The organism is Gordonia sp. LUNF6, from assembly GCF_047041125.1.
Classification (GTDB): Bacteria; Actinomycetota; Actinomycetes; order Mycobacteriales; family Mycobacteriaceae; genus Gordonia; species Gordonia sihwensis.
Window position 1 is genome coordinate 2,668,363 of sequence record NZ_CP178181.1, and the last position, 18,821, is coordinate 2,687,183.

Annotated in this window: 20 protein-coding genes; 4 read left to right on the plus strand and 16 right to left on the minus strand. The window is 68.8% G+C overall.

Features of this window, described 5'->3' with window-relative positions; genetic code table 11:
• Positions 1 to 6: 6 nt before the first annotated feature.
• From ACK8HH_RS12500 to ACK8HH_RS12535, 8 genes are all read right to left on the minus strand, one after another.
• Positions 7 to 720: a histidine phosphatase family protein gene (locus ACK8HH_RS12500; protein ID WP_006895978.1), complete on the minus strand. Its 714-nt coding sequence runs from the start codon at positions 718 to 720 to the stop codon at positions 7 to 9.
• Positions 717 to 1,148 carry a ribosome silencing factor gene (gene rsfS / locus ACK8HH_RS12505; protein WP_006895977.1) on the minus strand — a complete coding sequence of 144 codons (432 nt, stop codon included), beginning with the start codon at positions 1,146 to 1,148 and terminating at the stop codon, positions 717 to 719. Before rsfS ends, ACK8HH_RS12500 begins: the two co-directional genes overlap by 4 nt.
• Positions 1,145 to 1,798 (minus strand): nicotinate-nucleotide adenylyltransferase, encoded by a 654-nt coding sequence (gene nadD, locus ACK8HH_RS12510; protein ID WP_006895976.1) that lies wholly within the window; start codon positions 1,796 to 1,798, stop codon positions 1,145 to 1,147. Before nadD ends, rsfS begins: the two co-directional genes overlap by 4 nt.
• 189 nt (positions 1,799 to 1,987) lie before the next feature.
• Complete coding sequence (locus ACK8HH_RS12515) at positions 1,988 to 3,391, minus strand: vWA domain-containing protein (RefSeq protein WP_006895975.1); 1,404 nt, start codon at positions 3,389 to 3,391, stop codon at positions 1,988 to 1,990.
• 34 nt (positions 3,392 to 3,425) lie between these two features.
• Entirely contained in the window at positions 3,426 to 4,355 is a 930-nt protein-coding gene (locus tag ACK8HH_RS12520; protein ID WP_006895974.1) for an AAA family ATPase, read from the minus strand.
• On the minus strand, positions 4,352 to 5,641 hold the full coding sequence (locus ACK8HH_RS12525; RefSeq protein WP_006895973.1) for a glutamate-5-semialdehyde dehydrogenase: 1,290 nt from the start codon (positions 5,639 to 5,641) through the stop codon (positions 4,352 to 4,354). The genes ACK8HH_RS12520 and ACK8HH_RS12525 overlap by 4 nt, the downstream gene beginning before the upstream one ends.
• Positions 5,642 to 5,667: 26 nt before the next feature.
• The gene (locus ACK8HH_RS12530; protein ID WP_375003913.1) at positions 5,668 to 6,777 is read right to left on the minus strand and encodes a sensor histidine kinase; all 1,110 of its coding nucleotides are present in this window, start codon (positions 6,775 to 6,777) and stop codon (positions 5,668 to 5,670) included.
• Entirely contained in the window at positions 6,774 to 7,463 is a 690-nt protein-coding gene (locus ACK8HH_RS12535) for a response regulator transcription factor (RefSeq protein WP_039867249.1), read from the minus strand. The genes ACK8HH_RS12530 and ACK8HH_RS12535 overlap by 4 nt, the downstream gene beginning before the upstream one ends.
• Positions 7,464 to 7,628: 165 nt before the next feature.
• Between ACK8HH_RS12535 and ACK8HH_RS12540 the strand changes: the two genes are divergently transcribed.
• On the plus strand, positions 7,629 to 8,243 hold the full coding sequence (locus ACK8HH_RS12540) for a DUF305 domain-containing protein (protein ID WP_006895970.1): 615 nt from the start codon (positions 7,629 to 7,631) through the stop codon (positions 8,241 to 8,243).
• Between the two features lie 358 nt (positions 8,244 to 8,601).
• Here ACK8HH_RS12540 and ACK8HH_RS12545 read toward each other — a convergent pair whose 3' ends face one another.
• The 5 genes from ACK8HH_RS12545 to ACK8HH_RS12565 form a co-directional block, all read right to left on the minus strand.
• Positions 8,602 to 9,003 (minus strand): NUDIX hydrolase, encoded by a 402-nt coding sequence (locus tag ACK8HH_RS12545; protein WP_280512903.1) that lies wholly within the window; start codon positions 9,001 to 9,003, stop codon positions 8,602 to 8,604.
• Between the two features lie 15 nt (positions 9,004 to 9,018).
• Entirely contained in the window at positions 9,019 to 9,786 is a 768-nt protein-coding gene (locus ACK8HH_RS12550; RefSeq protein ID WP_006895968.1) for an HNH endonuclease family protein, read from the minus strand.
• A gap of 70 nt (positions 9,787 to 9,856) precedes the next feature.
• The gene (locus tag ACK8HH_RS12555) at positions 9,857 to 10,285 is read right to left on the minus strand and encodes a CBS domain-containing protein (protein WP_062367024.1); all 429 of its coding nucleotides are present in this window, start codon (positions 10,283 to 10,285) and stop codon (positions 9,857 to 9,859) included.
• A 310-nt stretch (positions 10,286 to 10,595) separates the two neighbouring features.
• Positions 10,596 to 12,866, minus strand: coding sequence for an ATP-dependent DNA helicase RecG (gene recG, locus ACK8HH_RS12560; RefSeq protein ID WP_412475733.1), 2,271 nt, complete (start codon positions 12,864 to 12,866; stop codon positions 10,596 to 10,598).
• Positions 12,866 to 14,521: a DAK2 domain-containing protein gene (locus ACK8HH_RS12565; protein ID WP_278127446.1), complete on the minus strand. Its 1,656-nt coding sequence runs from the start codon at positions 14,519 to 14,521 to the stop codon at positions 12,866 to 12,868. The genes recG and ACK8HH_RS12565 overlap by 1 nt, the downstream gene beginning before the upstream one ends.
• A gap of 316 nt (positions 14,522 to 14,837) precedes the next feature.
• Here ACK8HH_RS12565 and rpmB point away from each other — a divergent pair, with 316 nt between their 5' ends.
• Positions 14,838 to 15,029, plus strand: coding sequence for a 50S ribosomal protein L28 (rpmB, locus tag ACK8HH_RS12570; protein ID WP_006895964.1), 192 nt, complete (start codon positions 14,838 to 14,840; stop codon positions 15,027 to 15,029).
• A gap of 141 nt (positions 15,030 to 15,170) precedes the next feature.
• Positions 15,171 to 15,962: an enoyl-CoA hydratase/isomerase family protein gene (locus ACK8HH_RS12575; RefSeq protein ID WP_006895963.1), complete on the plus strand. Its 792-nt coding sequence runs from the start codon at positions 15,171 to 15,173 to the stop codon at positions 15,960 to 15,962.
• Between the two features lie 10 nt (positions 15,963 to 15,972).
• Here the strand turns inward: ACK8HH_RS12575 and ACK8HH_RS12580 are convergent, their stop codons facing one another.
• From ACK8HH_RS12580 to thiL, 3 genes are read right to left on the minus strand one after another with little or no spacing between them, the layout of a single operon-like run.
• Entirely contained in the window at positions 15,973 to 16,650 is a 678-nt protein-coding gene (locus ACK8HH_RS12580) for a uracil-DNA glycosylase (RefSeq protein ID WP_278124365.1), read from the minus strand.
• Positions 16,647 to 17,171: a gamma carbonic anhydrase family protein gene (locus tag ACK8HH_RS12585; protein ID WP_006895961.1), complete on the minus strand. Its 525-nt coding sequence runs from the start codon at positions 17,169 to 17,171 to the stop codon at positions 16,647 to 16,649. The genes ACK8HH_RS12580 and ACK8HH_RS12585 overlap by 4 nt, the downstream gene beginning before the upstream one ends.
• A 17-nt stretch (positions 17,172 to 17,188) precedes the next feature.
• Positions 17,189 to 18,166, minus strand: a complete 978-nt coding sequence (gene thiL, locus ACK8HH_RS12590) for a thiamine-phosphate kinase (RefSeq protein WP_278124368.1) — start codon at positions 18,164 to 18,166, stop codon at positions 17,189 to 17,191.
• A gap of 79 nt (positions 18,167 to 18,245) precedes the next feature.
• Between thiL and ACK8HH_RS12595 the strand changes: the two genes are divergently transcribed.
• Positions 18,246 to 18,821, plus strand: a complete 576-nt coding sequence (locus ACK8HH_RS12595; RefSeq protein WP_278124369.1) for a DUF3515 domain-containing protein — start codon at positions 18,246 to 18,248, stop codon at positions 18,819 to 18,821.

Genomic DNA, 18,821 nt, shown 5'->3' on the forward strand with positions numbered 1-18,821 from the left:
AGCGGTCTACTGCACCGTGCTCTCGGCCGACTCCGCGGAGGCGTTCCAGACGTCCAGACGCCACACCGGTTCCTCACCCGGCAGGGCGTGGCCGGACAACTGCACCCAGCTGGTGTTGGCGAGGCCTCCGAAAATGGGCCAGTTCTCCACCGGCAGCCCGAGCAGACCCGCGGTCAGCGCGGCGATCACCCCGCCGTGCGCCACCAGAACCACCGGCGCCTCGGCGTTCTCGCCCTGCCCCCAGTCGTCGAGACGGTCGACGAGTTCGGTGACCACCGGGACCGACCTGCCCGCCACCTCGACGCGTGACTCACCGTTCGGCGGCGCCCAGTGGGCGTCGTCGCGCCAGTGCCTGCGCGCACCGGGCGCGACGGTGTCCACCTCGGTGTGGGTCATACCCTGCCAGTCGCCCAGATGCGTCTCCCGCAACCGGACGTCGGTCTCCACCTCCTGGCCGGTCACCGCGGCCAGCGCGAGCGCCGTGTCGTAGGCGCGGCGCAGGTCGGAGGAGCGGATCAGCCGGGGTCCACGAGTGGCGAGGGCCCGGCCGGCGACAGCCGCCTGCGCCACCCCGACCGGCGACAGCTCGGTGTCGAGTTGACCCTGCATCCGCCGTCCCGCGTTGTACTCGGTCTGTCCGTGGCGCAGCAGGATCAGCCTGCGGACGATCGGAGTCAGCCGTTCGACACTGGTGTCGCCGGCGTCGGGTTCACTTCTCATTCGCCCGTCGCGGATTCTGCGCCGGAGGGTTCGCCGTCGTCCTCGGCGGCGCGATCGCGCGACGGCGGCTCGATGCCGTCGATCTCGATCGCCGGGCAGTCCTTCCAGAGCCGTTCGAGCCCGTAGAAGTCGCGCTCGTCGTCGTGCTGGACGTGCACGACGAGATCGCCGTAGTCGAGCAGCGCCCAACGGCCCTCACGCGTCCCCTCCCGGCGCAACGCCTTGTATCCGGCTTCGCGCAGCTTGTCCTCGATCTCTTCGACGATCGAGTTAACCTGCCGTTCGTTGTCCGCAGACGCGATGAAGAAGGCGTCGGTGATGACGAGCGTGTCGGAGACGTCGAGGGCGACGATGTCGGTCGCCACCTTGTCGGCGGCGGCCAGAGCCGCGATCGTCACCATCTGGCGGGCTTCGGGAGAAGCGGTCACGCGAGGTCCTTTCGGTACAAACCGTGCTTGGCGATGTACTGGACCACTCCGTCCGGTACCAGGTACCAGACCGGGCGTCCCGCGGCGGCGCGTGCACGGCAATCGGTCGAGGAGATCGCCAGCGCGGGGATCTCCAGCATCTGCAGGGCATCGGCCGGTTTGGCCGCCAGATGCTCCATCAGATGTGTGGCATTCAGTTCGTATCCGGGTCGCGAGACTCCGATGAAGTTCGCGAGCTCGAAGAGGTCTTCCCAATCATGCCAGGAGAGAATCGTCTCCAAGGCGTCCGCACCGGTGATGAAGTACAGTTCGTCGTCCGGATAGGTCTTCCGGAGGTCGCGGAGGGTGTCGACGGTATACGTCACGCCTTCGCGATCCACGTCCACCCGACTCACCGTGAACCGCGGGTTGGAGGCGGTGGCGATGACAGTCATCAGGTACCGGTGCTCGGCGGGCGAGACCAGCCGCGACGGGTCGGGCGCGTGGTCGCCCTCCTTCTGCCACGGTCGGCCCGTCGGGACGAAGACCACCTCGTCGAGTCCGAAGCGGTGGGCCACTTCGCTGCCCGCGACGAGGTGCCCGTTGTGGATCGGATCGAACGTCCCGCCCATCACGCCGATCCGGCGGGGCGCGCGTGCGGCCTGTGACATGCCGGTTGAGTCTACCGGGAGCGGTTCGGGCGGCGGTCGCGGGCCGGGGTGCGGGGTCGGGAGGGTTTCGACTCGCTCCGCTCGCTCAACAGGCCTGGGAAGAGTCGCTCAAACAAGCCTGGGGAACGGTCGCTCAATTAGCGTGGAGAAGGGGCGCTCAGCAGGCCTGGGGAAGGACGTGCGGGAGTGTCAGACCGGGAGCAGGTCGGCGATCACTCTCGACAGTTGGTCGGCGTTGCGGCACTCGAACATCTCGATCACCTCTGCATACTTGCCGGCGTCCGAGTCGCCGGAGTCCCACGACGACCGGCGTTCCGGGTTGAGCCAGTAGGCGTTGCGGACACGGTCGCGCATCGCGGCGAGGGCGTCGGCGTGCGTCGGGCGGAAGTTGTTGCGCGCATCGCCCAGAATCAGCAGCGCGCTCTTGTGCGTGAGCGAATCACCGTAGCGGGCGTTGAACCCCTTGAGCATGTGACCGTAGTCGGAGTGGCCGTCGCGCGTGCTGATCGAGGCCTCGGTCAGCATGCGGTGCATCCGCTCGCCGAACTGCTCGTCACCGCTGCCGCGGTCGAAGAACTCGGTGACCTCGTCGACCGTGTCGACGAAGGCGAACACCCGCACATGGGAGAACTGCTGGCGAAGGGCGTACACCAGTTGCAGCGTGAACTGACTGAACCCCGCGACCGAACCGGAGACGTCGCAGATCACCACCAGTTCGGGTTTGCCGGGCCGCGGCTTGCGGCGGCGCAGCTCGATCGGCACGCCGCCGGTCGACATCGAGGCTCGCAGCGTGGCCCGCACGTCCACCTGGCCGTGATGGTTGCGCCTGCGCCGGAACTCGAGCTTCGCCGCCAGCAAGCGCGCGATCGGTGCGATCGTGCGCCGCATCTTGGCCAGATCCTGCGGATTGGCCGAGAAGAAGTCGATCATCTCCGGCAGCTTCGGCACCGCGTACTGGCCGACGGCGTCGCGCCCGCGCACCTCGGCCATGCGGCGCTGCGTCTCAGTCGTCACCGCGTCCCGCAGCCGTTCGGTCGCGTCCCGAGCCGCGCGACGGCTCATCGGATCCGTGCCAGGCCGCCCGCCCGACTCCGTCGGCTCCCCGCCGGCCATCGCCGCCGCGATACGGGCGATCAACGTCTGCGGCGAGATCGCCGTCATCGCCTGATAGGTCGAGTACGCCTCACCGCGCGCGGACTCGTACTGTCCCACCTCGCCGACGATCATCGCGACCAGCTGGTCGAACCGGCCGTCGCTCATCGCCTCGGCATCGGCGAGCACATCCGCGGTCAGCTCCCGCAGGGCCTGCACGTCGACGTTGCCGTCCGCGTCGCGCGGAACCTCCATGGCCGACCGCCGCGCCGCCGAGCCGAGCGGGAACCACAGCTCGAAACACAGATCGAAGGTGTCGCGGTGAGTGTGGTCGCCCAGCAGCGTCGCAGCGAGCCCTTCCCGCAGCGAGTCGCGGTCGAGCAGATCGAGCACGCTCATCGCCTGCCCCGCGTCGATCAGACTCGACGGCCCCACCGTGATGCCGCGGCTGCGCAGGTCGTCCACGAAACCGGTCAGGGTGTCGACGAGCGGCTCCGTCATCGACTGCGTGATCCCATCAGTGACATCCCACCGCTCATCTGTCACCGAGTTTGAGTTCGCGCAGTGCGGTCTTCACATCCGGGCGGTGTTTGAGCACCACTCCCAGGGTCCGCGCCACCAGTGAGTCGTCGATCCGGCCCGACGCGACGTCGGCGCCTGCGGTCATCGCCAGGAGGGTGTTGCCCCAGTCGATGGTCTCCGCCACCGACGGCTTCTTCTTGATGTCGAGGGTCCGCAGCACCCCGACGATCCGCACGATCTCCTCCGCCAACCGGGCAGGCAGCTCCGGCACGCGGGAGGCGAGGATCTCCCGTTCGAGTTGTGCGTCCGGGAAGTCGATGTACAGGTACAGGCAGCGGCGCTTGAGCGCCTCCGACAGTTCGCGGTTCGCATTCGACGTCAGGAGCACGATCGGACGGCGGACCGCGGTCACCGTCCCCATCTCCGGAATCGTGATCGCGAAGTCGCTGAGCACCTCGAGCAGCAGACCCTCGATGTCCACGTCGGCCTTGTCGATCTCATCGATCAGCAGCACCGTGGGCTCGGTCCGCGAGATCGCCGTCAGCAGCGGCCGTGCGAGGAGGAACTCCTCGGAGAAGATGTCACCCTTCGTCGCATCCCAGTCCCGATGGCCCGCCGCCTGGATCGCGAGGATCTGCTTGGCGTGATTCCACTCGTACAGCGCCCTGGCCTCGTCGATGCCCTCATAGCACTGCAGCCTGACCAGCTCCGAGCCGGTCGCCTGCGCCAGCGCACGGGCCAGCTCCGTCTTGCCGACACCCGCGGGGCCCTCCACCAACAGCGGCTTTCCGAGCCGGTCGGCGAGGAAGGCCGTGGTGGACGTCGCGTCGTCGGCCAGATAGCCGGTCTGCTTGAGCCGTGACCGGACGTCGTCGACCCCGGTGAACGCGGGCCGCACATCGTCACGCACGACGGGACCGCCGAGGTTCTCCGCCGCGCTCATGCGGGACGGATCTGTCCGTCGCCCCACACCAGCCATTTGGTCGAGGTGAGTTCCGGAAGCCCCATCGGCCCACGCGCATGGAGCTTCTGCGTCGAGATGCCGATCTCGGCGCCGAAGCCGAACTGCTCGCCGTCGGTGAACGCCGTGGACGCGTTGACCATGACAGCGGCCGCGTCGACACGCGAGGTGAACTCGTTGGCCGCCGAGAGACTTCCGGTGATGATCGCTTCGGTGTGACCGGTGCCGTACGTCGCGATGTGCTCGATCGCGGCGTCGATGCCGTCGACCACCTTGAGCGCGATGTCGAGCGAGAGGTATTCGCGGTGCCAGTCGTCCTCCGTGGCGGGTTCCATTCCGGGTTCCTCACCGTGGATCACCACTCCCTGAGCCTGCAGCGCAGAGGTGATCGGAACCAATGCTCGGTCGGCGATCTCGCGGTCGATCAACACGGTCTCGACCGTGTTGCAGACGCTGGGCCGACGGGTCTTGGCGTTGAGCACGATCCGGGTCGCGACGTCGACATCGGCATCCCGGTGGACGAAGATGTGGCAGTTGCCGGTTCCGGTCTCGATGGTCGGGACCTTGGCGTTCTCGACGATCGCGTTGATCAGTCCGGCACCGCCGCGCGGGATCACCACGTCCACCAATCCGCGCGCCTGGATCAGCGCGGTGACGCTCTCGCGGCTCTCGCTCGGCAGCAACGACACCGCGTTCGGGTCGATCTGGTGGTCGCGCAGCACTCCGCGCAGCACCTCCACCAGCGCCGCGTTGGACGCCGCGGCCGACGACGACCCGCGCAGCAGGACCGCGTTTCCGGATTTGAAGGAGATGCCGAAGCCGTCGACCGTGACGTTGGGCCGGGCCTCGTACACGAATCCGACCACGCCCAGCGGCACCCGCACCTGACGCAGTTCGAGACCGTTGGGCAGGGTCTTCCCGGCCAGCACCTCGCCGATCGGATCGGGCAGCGCCGCCACCTGGCGCAGGCCGCCGGTGATGCCCGCCACGCGCTCCGGGGTCAGACGCAGTCGGTCGACCAGCGACGCCTCGGTGCCCGCTTCCTCGGCGCGACGCACATCGTCGGCATTGGCTGCGAGAACGTCCTCGGCTGCCGAGTCGATTGCATCGGCGGCCGCCAGCAGCACGGCGTTCTTCTGCGCGGTCGTCAATGGCCCGAGCGTGCGGGCGGCCTTCTTGGCGGCGGTGGCGAGTTCGGTGACCGCGGCCGTGACGTCTGCCGTCACGCCGGCGGTCGCGTCGACCGAATCGGCGGTGGGTGCACTCATGACTCCAGGGTAGCCGCGACGGCCGGTCACACCCGCGGCAGCCGCACGGTGAACGTCGCTCCCCTGCCGGGCCCGTCGCTCGCCGCCGACAGGCTGCCGCCGTGCTGTTCGACCAGAGCCCGCGCGATGGTGAGCCCGATCCCGCTGCCACCGTGGTCCCGATCGCGGGCGGTGTCAGCACGATAGAACCGGTCGAAGACGTGGGAGAGATGGTCGGAGGCGATACCGTCGCCGGTGTCGGCGACCTCGATGACGGCGTCCGGATCGGCACAGCGCGTCCGCAGCGTCACCGCGCCACCGTCAGGAGTGTGCCGCAACGCGTTGGCCAGCAGATTTCCCAGGACTTGGCCGATCCGTGCGGGGTCGGCGCGGACGGCTGTCGCCGCATGCGCCTCCACCCGCAGCGTCACTCCCTTCGCCGCATACGCCTCCCCCGCCGCGGCGGCCGCCGACTCCGCGAGTTCACGATCGGTGGTCCGCACCGGCATCACCGACAGCACGCCCTCCTGCGCCTGCGACACCGCGGTCACGTCCTCGGCGAGACGGCGCAGCCGGCCGGTCGCCGCATGCAGGATGTCCATCGTGTCGGCGTCCGGCCGCCGGACACCGTCCTCGACGGCTTCGAGATACGAGTCGATGGTGGCGAGCGGGGTGCGCATCTCGTGGGCGAGGTCCGAGAGCATCCGGCGGCGCGTCGCCTCGGTCTCCGCCAGCCGTGCGGCGAGCCGGTTCACCGCTGCGGCGAGCGCGTCGAACTCCCGTCCCATTCCGCCGCCGTGCACCCGCACGTCGTATCCGCCGTCCGCGATCCGGGCGGTCGACGCCGCCACCGCCGTGACGGTCCGTTGCGCGCGTCCGGCGAGGTACCAGCTCACCGCGAGCGCGGACACCGTGGCGATCACGGCGGCCAGTCCCCACGACACACCCACGGCAGCGGCGAAGGCGCGTTCGACGTGCATCGCCTCGCTCGAATCGCGGTCGATTCCCGCTTGACGCAGATGCTCACGGAAGATCCCCGGAGCGACGAGCCACGCGATCATCAGTGCGCACGCGGTGGTGGCGACCACCACCGCCGCCATCACGAGCATCAGTCCGGTGCCGACCGCGAACCGGCTCGGCCGACCGGTCGCGGTCATCGCCCGGTGCCCATTCGATAGCCGACGCCGCGAACGGTGCGCACATATCGTCCGTGGGCCGCGTCGTCGCCGAGCTTGCGTCGCACGTGGCCGATGTGGACGTCGACGAGGTGGTCGTCGCCGACCCATTCCGGGCCCCATACGGCGTCGATGAGACGACTGCGCGAGAACACCGTTCCGGGGGCCGACGAGAGCACCTCGAGAACATCGAACTCGGTGCGGGTCAGATGGACCGGCGCGCCTGCCACCCGCACCTCTCGGCCGGGAACGTCGATGGACAGGTCACCGACCACGCGGACCGTGCCCGACCGGCCCGCCGCCGCTCCGGCGAAACCGTTGCGAGGACGCCTCATCCGCGCCTGGATCCGTGCCGACAGCTCGCGCGGACTGAACGGTTTGGTCACGTAGTCGTCCGCCCCGATCGACAGCCCCACCAGCGTGTCGACCTCGTCGGCGCGTGCGGTCAGCATCACCACGTAGGCGTCGGAGAAGGTGCGCAGCCGGCGGCACACCTCCACACCGTCGAGTCCGGGCAACCCCAGATCGAGGACCACCACGTCGGGGTCCACACTTCGCGCGCGGGCCACCGCCTCGCCCCCGTCGCCGGTCACTGTGACCTCGAACCCATCCCGCTCCAGGTACGACGCCACCAGCGCCGCGATCGCCGCCTCGTCCTCCACCACCATCGCCCGTGCCGACATGGCCTCCATCTTGACCGGAATCCGGCCGGGATCTCATCTACCCGGGTGCCGACGGTCCGGAGCTTGAGCAAACCTTCACAGAAGGGTCATCGAACGAGGCGAGTCCGTGCGGCAGACTGGCTCGAGACCACCACGGAAGGAACGCTCATCGTGAGAACCCGACTCGCCGCCACCACGATCGCCGCCGCAGCTGTCATCGTCGGCGCCGCCGCGTGCAGCCCGAACGAGGAGGCCTCGGACGCCACCCACGACATGTCGAGCATGTCGGCCTCGCACGAGGCTCCGCATTCGTCGCAGGCGTCCGCCGGCACCGAACACAACGAAGCCGACGTGATGTTCGCTCAGATGATGCTCCCGCACCACGAACAGGCACTGGTGATGAGCGACATCATTCTCGCCAAGCCGGGTGTCCCGGGCAATGTCACGGCCCTGGCCAAGCGGATCAAGGACGCGCAGGGGCCGGAGATCGACAAGCTCAAGTCCTGGCTCACGGCATGGAACGAGCCGACGCATTCGTCGATGGACCACGAGATGGACGGCATGCTGTCCGAGGACCAGATCGCTCAGCTGCGCGCCGCACAGGGCACCGACGCCGCCCGGCTCTTCCTCACGCAGATGATCGAGCATCACGAGGGCGCGGTCGACATGGCCAAGGAGGAGATCGCCGACGGCAAGAACACCGACGCGGTCGAGATGGCCCGCGACATCGCCGACTCCCAGCAGTCCGAGATCGATGAGATGAAGGCGATGCTGAAGGGCTTGTGAGTCACCCCCAGGGTCATTGAGTGAGCGCAGCACCCCCAGGCTCATCGAGCGAGCGCAGCGAGTCGAAATCCCCCACCCCCGGTTTCGACTCGCTGCGCTCGCTCAACCACCGAGCACGAGAGTTCGACCCGCCGCAGAGCGCACCCTCCCCCAGGCCTAATGAGGCGAGCACAACATCCGCTCGCTCAACCACCGAGCACCAGAGTTCAGCCCGCCGCCGAGCGCACCCTCCCCAGGCTTATTGAGCGAGGACGAGAGTTCAGCCCACCGCAGAGCGCCCTCCCCAGGCTTATTGAGCGAGCGCAGCGAGTCGAAATCACCACACCGACAGCCAAGCCGAGAGGAGTCGCTCGACCCTTCAATCGACGGGCGACAAGACGGGGAACACCGCGTCGCGCAACAGCGGTGCGATGTCGGCTCGGCTCCGGTCGGTGGGCTCGACCCACGCGATCTCGGCGATCTCCGCACTCGCCGCGGGAACGCCGACCACAGGGTGCTCGAAGACCTCCGCGACGACGACGTGACCGGGTTCGTTCGCGGCGTCGGCTTCGAACGTGCCGAGAGCACGCAGTGAACTCTCATCCAGGTGCACTCCGAGTTCCTCCCGCGCCTCGCGTACCGCGGCTGACGCGAAACTCTCCCCCGGATCGAGCTTTCCGCCGGGGAACATGAACAGCGACGACCCGCGTTTGCGCACTACGAGCACGCGGCCCACCCGGTCGCGCATCACCACGGCGCTCACCACGATTCGACGATCCACTGTTCTCCCACCCGCTCAGCACGACCTCAGGACCGCACCGAGGATATCTCTCGACGGAACGTCGATCGGGAGTCCGTACGCGGTGAGGACGGCCACGAACTGGACCGCGTACTGGCAGTGAAAGGCACGCAGCGGCGGCATCCAGCGAGCCGGTTCAGCATCCGACTTCGCCTGGTTGCTGGCACCGTCCACCGCGACGAGGTTCGCCGGGTCGTTGGCGAACGACCATCGGCGCGGCGCCGGCCACCTCGACGCCCCCAGGTCCCAGGCGTAAGAGAGCGGAACGATGTGATCGATCTGCACTGCCGCCGAACCGCGACCGCGCTGGAATCCGATCGTCCGGCCGGTGTACGGGCTGGTCAGCGTGCCTGAGGCGACAGCACTCGGGCACGACGACGTACCGGTTCGCGCCGAAACCACGAGGTCGCGGGCGAGGATGTCGTTGCGGGTGTCGCAGGCATTGCCGCCGCCCCGCACCGCCGCATCGTCTGTCCACGCCGGACCGAAGGCGTCCCGGTCGTACGACGAGTCGTGAGGCGGCCGTCGGCCGAGGACGGGAAGCGCAGACAACGCGGCGCGCGCCCGTACAACGGCAGCCGCCGGCACCTTCGAAGGCGTGTGCGGAAGACCTGCCCCGACCGCGACCACTGCGGACGTGACCGCGAAGACCACGACGATCGTCCACTGCCGGACGGTGAGCCGAATCCGCCCGGGTCTGCGCCGCGACCGACTCCACCGCCATCGCTGAGCGGCCGCACGCGGCAGGCCGAGAAGACGCCCCATGCTCCTTAGACGCAGCCGCGACGGTCGCGGTTCCGCGACACGCGCTCAGCGCTGGATGTAGCGCACGCGCTCAGTGCTGGATATAGCGCACCAGATGTTCACGCTCGGTCTCCAGCTCATCGATCGCGCTCTTGACCACGTCCCCGATACTGATGATCCCGACCAGCGCCCCGTCGTCGAGGACCGGGAGGTGACGGACGCGGTGTTCGGTCATCGTCTCCCGCAGGCCCTCGATCTCGTCGCCGGGAGAGCAGGTGTGCACGATGGGAGTCATGATCCGGCCCACCGGACCGTCGAGGATGTCCGCGCCGCCCGAATGCAGCCTGCGAACCACGTCGCGTTCGGAGACGATGCCGGCGAGTGCACCGCCCTCGTCGATCACCACCACCGCCCCGATGTTCCACTCGTCGAGCGTCGCCAGCAGACTGCGCACCGTGGATGCGGCGCCCACGGTGATCACTCCGCTGCCCTTCTTGCTCAGGATCTGGGAAATCCGCATTTCGCCGTCCTCCACCCGTTCGGTGAGCTGAATTCGACATCTCCAGGGTCCGCCAAAACTCGCCGAAAGACCAGACCCTGTCGCACCGCTCCCGCGCCGGTTGACGAGCGGGTACGGGCGCGACGGGGTTCCCAGCCCGGGGATGCGGTGGTTTCGACTCGCTGCGCTCGCTCAACCAGCGGGAGGGGAGCCGCTCAACCAGCGCGGGAGGGGAGCCGCTCAACCAGCGGGAGGGGAGCCGCTCGACCAGCGCGGGCGGGAGCCGCTCAACCAGCGCGGGCGGGAGCCGCTCGACCAGCGGGCGAGACGGTCACGACTTGTCGAGGTACTCGGCGCGGGAGGGCAGCAGGATTGAATGCACGAGATCGGCGAGTGGTTGGTGCGCCACCAGATCCGGATCGTCGAGCACGATCTGCTCCGCGAGGTCGCGGGCATCCGCGATGACCTCGGTGTCGTCGAGCAGCGAGAGGAAGCTCAACGAACTCTTGCCGCCCGACTGCAACGATCCGAGGATGTCTCCCTCGCGTCGCTGTGCGAGGTCGACGCGGGCGAGCTCGAAGCCGTCGTTGCTGGCCTCGACAGCACGGAGACGCTCCATCGACGGCCCCACGTCGCTCGCCGTCGTCATCAGCAGGCACAGCCCGGCATGACGACCGCGTCCCACGCGACCGCGGAGCTGGTGCAACTGGCTCACGCCGAACCGTTCGGCATTGACGATCGCCATCATGGTGGCGTTCGGGACGTCGACGCCGACCTCGATCACGGTGGTCGCGACCAGCACGTCCACGTCTCCGCGGGTGAAGCCGTCCATGACGTCGTTCTTCTCGTCGGCGGGCAGCCGACCGTGCAGGATGCCGATGCGGCGGCCCGCGAGCGGTCCCGCCTCCAACTGTTCGGCGAGGTCCAGCACGGAGACGGTGTCGTCGTCGGGCTCCTGATCCTTGGCGGCCTTCTTCGACTTCTTCACGTTGGTCTGTTCGTCGCCGATCTTGGTGCACACCACATACACCTGTCGGCCGGCGTCGATCTCCTCATTGGCCCGTGCCCAGACCCGGTCCACCCACTTCTGGTTGCGCATCGGCACCACGCTGGTGGCGATGGGCTGCCGGCCTCGCGGCAGTTCGGTCATCACCGACGTCTCGAGATCACCGAAGGTGATCATCGCGACGGTGCGGGGAATCGGAGTCGCCGTCATCACCAGGAAGTGCGGCCGGGTCTCGTCGCGACCCTTGGACCGCAGGACGTCGCGCTGTTCGACACCGAAGCGGTGCTGTTCGTCGACCACGACCATCCCGAGATCGAAGAACTCCACATGTTCTTCCAGCAGTGCGTGCGTGCCGATGACGATGCCCGCCTCCCCGGTGACCGCGTCGAGCAGCGTCTGGCGTTTGGCCGCGGTCCCGAGCGATCCGGTCAGCAGTCCGACGCGGGTCGCACCGTCGGCGGCGCCCAGTTCACCCGCTCGCGCGAGGTCTCCGAGCATCGTCATCACGGTGCGGTAGTGCTGGGCGGCGAGGACCTCGGTGGGTGCGAGGATCGCGCACTGGTGGCCGTTGTCGACCACTCGGAGCATCGCGAGCAGAGAGACGAGGGTCTTGCCGGAACCGACCTCGCCCTGCAGCAGCCTGCTCATCGGGTGCTCGCCGGCGAGGTCCTCGCCGATCTCCGCGAGAACGTCGCGCTGGCCGCCGGTGAGTTCGAACGGCAACCGTTCCAGGAGCCGATCCTCCAGGCCGCCGGGAACGTGCGGGCACGAGCGCGCCGACTCCGAGACCGCGCTCAAACGCCTGCGGGCGAGCTCGGTCTGCACGGCCAGCGCTTCGTCGAACTTCAGCCGAGCGCGTGCGGCCTCGATGTCGTCGAGGCTGTCGGGCAGGTGGATGCGGCTGATCGCCTCGTCGGCCGTGATCAGACCGCGTTCGGCGCGCTGCGCCTCCGTGAGCGGGTCCTCGGCGGGCACCGTGTCCGCCAGCACCTGCCTCACCGCACGCCAGATCTCCCAGGTCTGAACGTCTTTGGTGGCCGGATACATCGGGATGATGTCGCGCGAGAAGTTCGCGACGTCGTCGGGCGACGCGGTGGATCCATGCGAGCCCTTGCCCTCCGACTCGGCTTCCTCGGCGGCCAACTCGCCGATCATGGCGGCGTTTCCCACGACGTCGATGCCGTCGTCCTCGGGCAGCACCATCCAGTCCGGATGCGACAGCTGGATCTGGTCGCGGAAGAGCTTCACGGTGCCGGCGAGCGCGACACGGGTACCCGGTCGCAGCACCTTCTGGATCCATCGGGCGTTGAAGAAGCTGGCCTCGTAGTCGGCGCGGCCGTCGTTGACCACGATCTTGAGAAACTGTCCGTACCTGCGCTTCATCTGGATCATCTGCGCCTTCTTGATGCGCCCGATCACAGTGATCCACTCGCCCGCCTCCGGGCGCTCGGACTCCGACAGATGACCGCGCCGCAGGTACCGGCGCGGCACGTAGCGGAGCAGTTCACCGACCGTGGTCAGTTCCAGTCCGGCCAGTTTCTTCAGCAGCGCCGGGTCCACCGACGAGTCGGTCAGCGGCGAGGCGGCGGTCAGCATCATTCGACACCGACCTGCAACAGGTGCGACGACTGTCCGGTCTCGTACAGCGCCAGTTCGATGCCCGGGTAGTGCGCGTGCAGATGCTCGGCAATCGCCTCCCGCGTCCGTTCGTCGAGGTCCCGGCCCGCGAGCACGGTCACCAGCTCGCCGCCGGTCGCGAGCATCAGATCGAGCAGCGCGGTGGCCGCCTGCCGCTGCTCGGGTGCGATGACCAGCACATCGGAGCCGATGAGTCCGAGGGTGTCGCCGATCTCGCAGGTGCCTGCCAGAGTCATCATCTTGGTGTTGGAGTGCATCAATGAGCCCCAGCGCGTGTTCGCGGCCGCCTCGGCCATGGCGAAGGCGTCCACGTCGGGCTCTTCGATCGGATCGTGCACGGCCAGGGCGGACAGGCACTGCACCATCGACAGCGTCGGCAGGAAGACCACCGACCGTTGGGGCGAACGCGCCTGCGCGCCCACCTGTACCAGATCCTGCGAGGACATCATCCCGTTCCCCATCACGATGACGTGGGCGCTGTCGGTCGCGCGGATCGCCTTCGAGAGCGTCGCCGGATGGACGCCGTGATCGGCCCGGACCACTGCCGCTCCCGCCTCGGCGAAGAGTTGTTCGGCGCCGTCGCCGGTGACCAGGACGACGACGGCCCGTTTGAACCGCGGCGGCGGCTCGTTGGCCCCCGGCGCGGCACGGATGGCGTCGAGCGCGAAGCAGCTGATCCGGATCTCGGTGAGCCGACCCAGTTCGATCCCGGCTTCGACCGCGGCCCCGGGGTCGTCGGTGTGCACATGCACGGAGAACCGCTCGCCGTCGGCGGAGCTGTCGCCGACGATCACGACCGAGTCGCCGAGTTGTCCGAGCCGGTCGCGGAGCGCGCCGATCTGCGCTCCTTCGGCGCCGTCGAGCAGATACATCACCTCGAAGTCGGTGTCGCCGGCACCTCCGCACTCTCCGGTCTCGTGGCCCGTACCGTGCACACTCGAGGTGAGGATGCCGCGGTAGGCGCGGCGCTTGTTGGCGACGCCGGTGACGACCAGCACGAGCGCGTCGGCCATCACCAGGAAGCCTCGTGCACCGGCGTCCACCACGCCCGCGCTCGCGAGTTCGGGCATCTGCTCGGGCGTGTGCTCGAGTGCTTCGGCGCAGTCGTCGGCCACCGCGCGCGCCAGATCCGCCGGTGATCCGGCGACATTGGCCGCAGCCGAATCCGCCGCGACCTGCAGCAGAGTGAGAACAGTTCCCTCCCTCGGCTCGCTGACGGCACGCCGGGCCGCGAGGGCGCCGAGGCGCAGCCCGTTCTTGCACAGTCGATTGAAACTGTGGTCGTTCTCGGCCATCGCGAGATCGACCGCGTCGGCGATCCCGACCAGGACCTGCGAGAGAATGACGCCGGAGTTGCCGCGAGCGCATCCGACGGCCGCCTCCGCGAGAGTGCGGGTCACCGCGGGCAGATCGGCCGCGCCGTCGAGTTCGTCGAGGACCGCGAGCGCGCCGGCCATCGTCTGCGCCATGTTGCTTCCGGTGTCCGAATCGGGGATCGGGAAGACGTTGAGGTCGTTGATCTCCGGACGCAGCGCCTCGAGGCCGTCGGCGCAGGCACGTGCCCAGTCCCTGATGAGCTGAGGATTGACCGCGGTACTGCTGTCTCCGGTCATCAACCGCACGACCACCCCGCCTTCCCGTCGCTCTCCGCCGGCCCGTCGCGATCCTCGTGCGCGGTCGCCGAACCGCCGGTGAACCTCGAATGTGCCCCGAGGTTACCGCCCGCCCCCGACACTCGGACAGGTACTGTCGCGGCGTCTGATCCGGGCCCCTCGCCGAGGTCGCCGGGACTCTCGCGTTCCGGCGCCGATTTGGACACCCGAGGTCTGCGCGGTTATTCTATTCGGGTTGCCGATCGTCGCGGCGCGCACCGCAGCGCCCGCTATCGGCTGACCACTGACCCAAGTTTTCTACCAAGGGAGTTCGATCATGGCTGCCGTTTGTGACGTTTGTGGCAAGGGCCCCGGCTTCGGCAAGTCGGTCTCGCACTCGCATCGGCGCACCAACCGCCGCTGGAACCCGAACATCCAGTCTGTGCGCGTCGAGGTCGCCCCGGGCAACAAGAAGCGCAAGAACGTGTGCACTTCGTGCCTCAAGGCGGGCAAGACCGTCAAGGCCTGAGCGCACCACGCGTGAGGAGATCGCCGCCCGGCAGTGCCGGGCGGCGATTTCGTCGTCTCCGGAATCGCCGAGTGCACCTGTCCGGCGCGGACTGCAACCACCCGGACCGGCCGGCGACGAGCGTTCCGTAGAGTACTCGCCATGGCCTCTGATCTGATCCGCGTCGACGACGACGGCGTTCTGAACCTCACCATCTCGACCGGCGATGCGGGAACCGCTCTCGATCACGCTCTGGTCCTGGAGTCGCGCGAGGCGCTGCGCGCTGTCACCCGGGGAAAGCTCGAGGCGGGTGCGGTGCTGCTCCGCGGCGCGGGCAAGAACTTCTGCGCGGGTGGCAATGTCGCGGCGTTCGCGGCGGCCGACGACCGCAGCGACTACCTGCGGGGCCTGGCCGACGATCTGCATTCGACGATCGAGTTCCTCTACGAGACGGAGCTTCCGGTGGTCGCCGCGGTGAAGGGCTGGGCCGCCGGCGCAGGTATGAGCCTCGTTCTGCACGCGGACATCGCGATCGGCGGTCGCGCCACCAAGATGCGTCCCGCCTATCCCGGAATCGGACTGTCGCCCGACGGCGGCATGTCATGGCTGCTCCCCCGCGTCGTGGGCGCGGCCCGCGCACGGCACATCATCATGACCGACCAGATCCTGGACGCCGACCGCGCGCTGGACCTCGGCATCCTGTCGGAGATCGTCGACGACGCTTCCGTCGAGCAGACCGCCCACGACGTCGCGGCCGGGCTCGCCTCCGGACCGCGCGGCTCCTACCGCGCGATCCGCCGTCTGCTGCACCACAGCGCCACCAGCACCCTCGGCGATCAGCTCACCGCGGAGTCGGCCTCGATCGCAGCCCTCGGATCCACGCCCGAGGGCGTCGAGGGAGTCGACGCCTTCGTCGCCAAGCGCGCGCCGGACTACGCCGCCGCCCGCCGGTAGTCCGACCGGATCAGGGCAGACGCCAGTCCACCGGATCGCCGCCGAGATCGAGCAGTTCCTCGTTGGCGCGGGAGAAGGGTCGCGAACCGAAGAACCCGCGCGACGCCGAGAGCGGCGACGGGTGGGGCGATTCGATGACCGGGACGTCGGGCAACCACTTCACCAGCTGCCGGGCGTCGTTGCCCCACAGGATCGCCACCATGGGCTCGTCGCGCGCGGCCAGCGCCTTGATCGCGCACTCGGTCACCTCTTCCCACCCCTTGTTGCGGTGGGACGCCGGTTCGCCCGGGCGCACCGTCAGAACTCTGTTGAGAAGGAGAACGCCCTGCCGCGCCCACGGCGTCAGATCGCCGTTGGCCGGACGGGGATAACCGAGGTCTTCGCAGTATTCCTGGTAGATGTTCTGCAGCGATCGCGGAATCGGTCGGACGTCCGGCGCCACGGAGAAGCTCAGTCCCACAGCGTGCCCCGGCGTGGGATAGGGATCCTGTCCGACGATGAGAACCCGGACGTCATCGAAGGGCTGCGCGAACGCGCGCAGCACGTTCTCTCCGGCGGGCAGGTAGCGACGGCCGGCCGCGATCTCCTCGCGCAGGAATCGGCCCATCCGTGCGACCGTCTCCTCGACCGGCGCCAGTGCCTGAGCCCAGCCGGGATCGATCAGCTCGGCCAACGGCTTGGCGCTCACGCGTCGAGCCTCCGGAGGCTCTTCCGGTAGTACTGGGCGTTCTGGTAGTAGAGCTCGGTGTTCTGCTGCAGATGGCCCTCCGGAACCTGATAGCCCTCGCGGAGGCGGGCCGGGACGCCGAGCACCATCGACCGCTCGGGAACCGTGAAGCCGTACGACACCACCGCACCGGCGCCGACCACCGAGCCCGCGCCGATCACCGAACGGTTCAGGACCACCGAACCCGACGCGATCAGGCATTCGTCGCCGATCGTCGATCCCTCGATATGCGCGTTGTGCCCGACGACGCAACCGGCGCCGATCACGGTGGGCTCGGTGAAGGTGCAGTGCACCACCGTGCCGTCCTGGATGTTGGTGCGGTCGCCGACGGTGATGGTCCCGTAGTCGCCGCGGAGCACCGCTCCCGGCCAGATCGAGACCCCGTCGCCGAGCGTCACCGCACCGATGACGGTCGCGTCGGGATGAATGAAAACGTCTGTGCCGAGAACCGGCTCACGATCGCCGAGTGCGTAGACAGCCATACGTCGATCTAATCAGGTCAGGTCTCGGTGAACGATTGCCACCCGCGGATCTCTCCGACGGCCGCGCCGTCGATGCGGGCATCGGGCTCGCCGTCGGACACCGTCCCGATCACCGTCCAGCCCGCGGGGACAGCCGAGGGCTCGAAGGCCGCGAGCAGTTCGTGTTCCTCGCCGCCCGCGAGGGCCCATCGCGCGGGGTCGACGCCGAGCGCAGCCCCGAGTTCGGCGAGCCCGCGGACCTGGGGAACCGACGCCGAATCGATGTCGATCCGTACCTGCGAAGCCTCCGCCATCGTGATGATCTCCTCCACGAGGCCGTCGGAGACGTCGGTCATCGCCCGGGCGCCCGCCAGCGCCGCCACGCGCCCCTGACCCAGATCCGGCCGCGGGAGGCGGTAGGCCTCGACCAGATCGGAGAACTGCTCCAGCAGAAGGGGATCCGCCCCGTGCTCGACGGCGGACAGAGCCGCCAGACCGCCTGCCGGACCGCCGAGCGGACCGCTGAGCGCGAGCACCTCGCCGCCGCGCGCACCCGACAGCGCCACCGCCTGCGTGCCGTCGAGAACACCGAGGGAGGTAACGGTCAGCACCACCTCCGACGAGGACACGAGGTCGCCGCCGAGCACCCGCGCCCGGTACCTGTGGGTCTGGTCGACGATGCCGGCGTTGAGCTCGAGCACGCGCTCCACCGGCGTCTGCGGCGGGCAGCCGATCGACACGACGACGCCGGTGAGAACCCCGCCCATCGCCGCGATGTCGGCGGCGCTCTGGACCACCGCCCGTGCCCCGATCTGCCGCGGAGTCGACCAGTCGAACCGGAAGTGCCTGCCCGCGACCGCTGTGTCGGTGCTGACCACCACCGGTCCGGTGGGCGCGAACACCGCTGCATCGTCGCCCGACCCGATCACCAGATCGTCGGTGTCACCGCCCGACGCCGCGGCAGTGGTGAACATCGCGACCAGCGCGCGTTCTCCGACTTCACCCACTGTCTTCATCGGGCCGATGCTACCGCCGGCGCACCGCGAACGGTCGCACCGATTTCCACGGACGCAGTCCATCGATCACACTGGCAGCATGAGCGACGGCACCGGGAACACTCCAACGGAGAAGGCTCAGGACGGCCAGACCGCGGCCGATGAGGGACCGCGATTCAGTCCGGCGATGATCGCCACCCTGGTGGCAGTCCCGGTCATGGTGATCGCCGGCTTCATCACGTACGCGGCGCTGCACTTCTCCGCCGACGACACCCCGCCGTCACCGGTCGAGTCGTACACGACCACCGCCGCCGACGCCGCCGGCTGCGCCGAGTTCATCAAGAAACTGCCCGATGAGCTCGGCGACTTCGAGGGCAAGTCGGTCGACGGGACCACCGTCCGATGGACCAAAGCCGACTCCGACCCGGTTGTGGTGCGCTGCGGTGTCGAGCGGCCCGACGAACTCGCGCCGACGAGTTCACTGCAGGTGATCAACCCGGTCCAGTGGTTCATCACCGACACGATCGAGGGCCGCGGTCAGGCGTACGTGAGCGTCGACCACCGCCCCTACGTGGCCGTGTGGGTGCCCGCGGGTGCCGGCAACGCGCCGATCACCGACGTCTCGGCGTTGATCGAGAAGAATCTGCAGCGAGCCCCGCTCGACTTCGGCCGCTGA

Excerpts from the sequence above, each read along its gene's own strand:
- recG (WP_412475733.1), bottom strand. The coding sequence starts at position 12,866 with ATGCTGACCGCCGCCTCGCCGCTGACCGACTCGTCGGTGGACCCGGCG.
- ACK8HH_RS12585 (WP_006895961.1), bottom strand. The coding sequence starts at position 17,171 with ATGGCTGTCTACGCACTCGGCGATCGTGAGCCGGTTCTCGGCACAGAC.
- ACK8HH_RS12555 (WP_062367024.1), bottom strand. The coding sequence starts at position 10,285 with ATGCGGATTTCCCAGATCCTGAGCAAGAAGGGCAGCGGAGTGATCACC.
- ACK8HH_RS12520 (WP_006895974.1), bottom strand. The coding sequence starts at position 4,355 with ATGAGCGCGGCGGAGAACCTCGGCGGTCCCGTCGTGCGTGACGATGTG.
- ACK8HH_RS12575 (WP_006895963.1), top strand. The coding sequence starts at position 15,171 with ATGGCCTCTGATCTGATCCGCGTCGACGACGACGGCGTTCTGAACCTC.
- ACK8HH_RS12595 (WP_278124369.1), top strand. The coding sequence starts at position 18,246 with ATGAGCGACGGCACCGGGAACACTCCAACGGAGAAGGCTCAGGACGGC.
- nadD (WP_006895976.1), bottom strand. The coding sequence starts at position 1,798 with ATGTCACAGGCCGCACGCGCGCCCCGCCGGATCGGCGTGATGGGCGGG.
- rpmB (WP_006895964.1), top strand. The coding sequence starts at position 14,838 with ATGGCTGCCGTTTGTGACGTTTGTGGCAAGGGCCCCGGCTTCGGCAAG.
- thiL (WP_278124368.1), bottom strand. The coding sequence starts at position 18,166 with ATGAAGACAGTGGGTGAAGTCGGAGAACGCGCGCTGGTCGCGATGTTC.
- ACK8HH_RS12530 (WP_375003913.1), bottom strand. The coding sequence starts at position 6,777 with ATGACCGCGACCGGTCGGCCGAGCCGGTTCGCGGTCGGCACCGGACTG.
- ACK8HH_RS12535 (WP_039867249.1), bottom strand. The coding sequence starts at position 7,463 with ATGGTGGTGGAGGACGAGGCGGCGATCGCGGCGCTGGTGGCGTCGTAC.
- ACK8HH_RS12515 (WP_006895975.1), bottom strand. The coding sequence starts at position 3,391 with ATGACGGAGCCGCTCGTCGACACCCTGACCGGTTTCGTGGACGACCTG.
- ACK8HH_RS12550 (WP_006895968.1), bottom strand. The coding sequence starts at position 9,786 with ATGGGGCGTCTTCTCGGCCTGCCGCGTGCGGCCGCTCAGCGATGGCGG.
- ACK8HH_RS12500 (WP_006895978.1), bottom strand. The coding sequence starts at position 720 with ATGAGAAGTGAACCCGACGCCGGCGACACCAGTGTCGAACGGCTGACT.
- ACK8HH_RS12525 (WP_006895973.1), bottom strand. The coding sequence starts at position 5,641 with ATGAGTGCACCCACCGCCGATTCGGTCGACGCGACCGCCGGCGTGACG.
- ACK8HH_RS12565 (WP_278127446.1), bottom strand. The coding sequence starts at position 14,521 with ATGACCGGAGACAGCAGTACCGCGGTCAATCCTCAGCTCATCAGGGAC.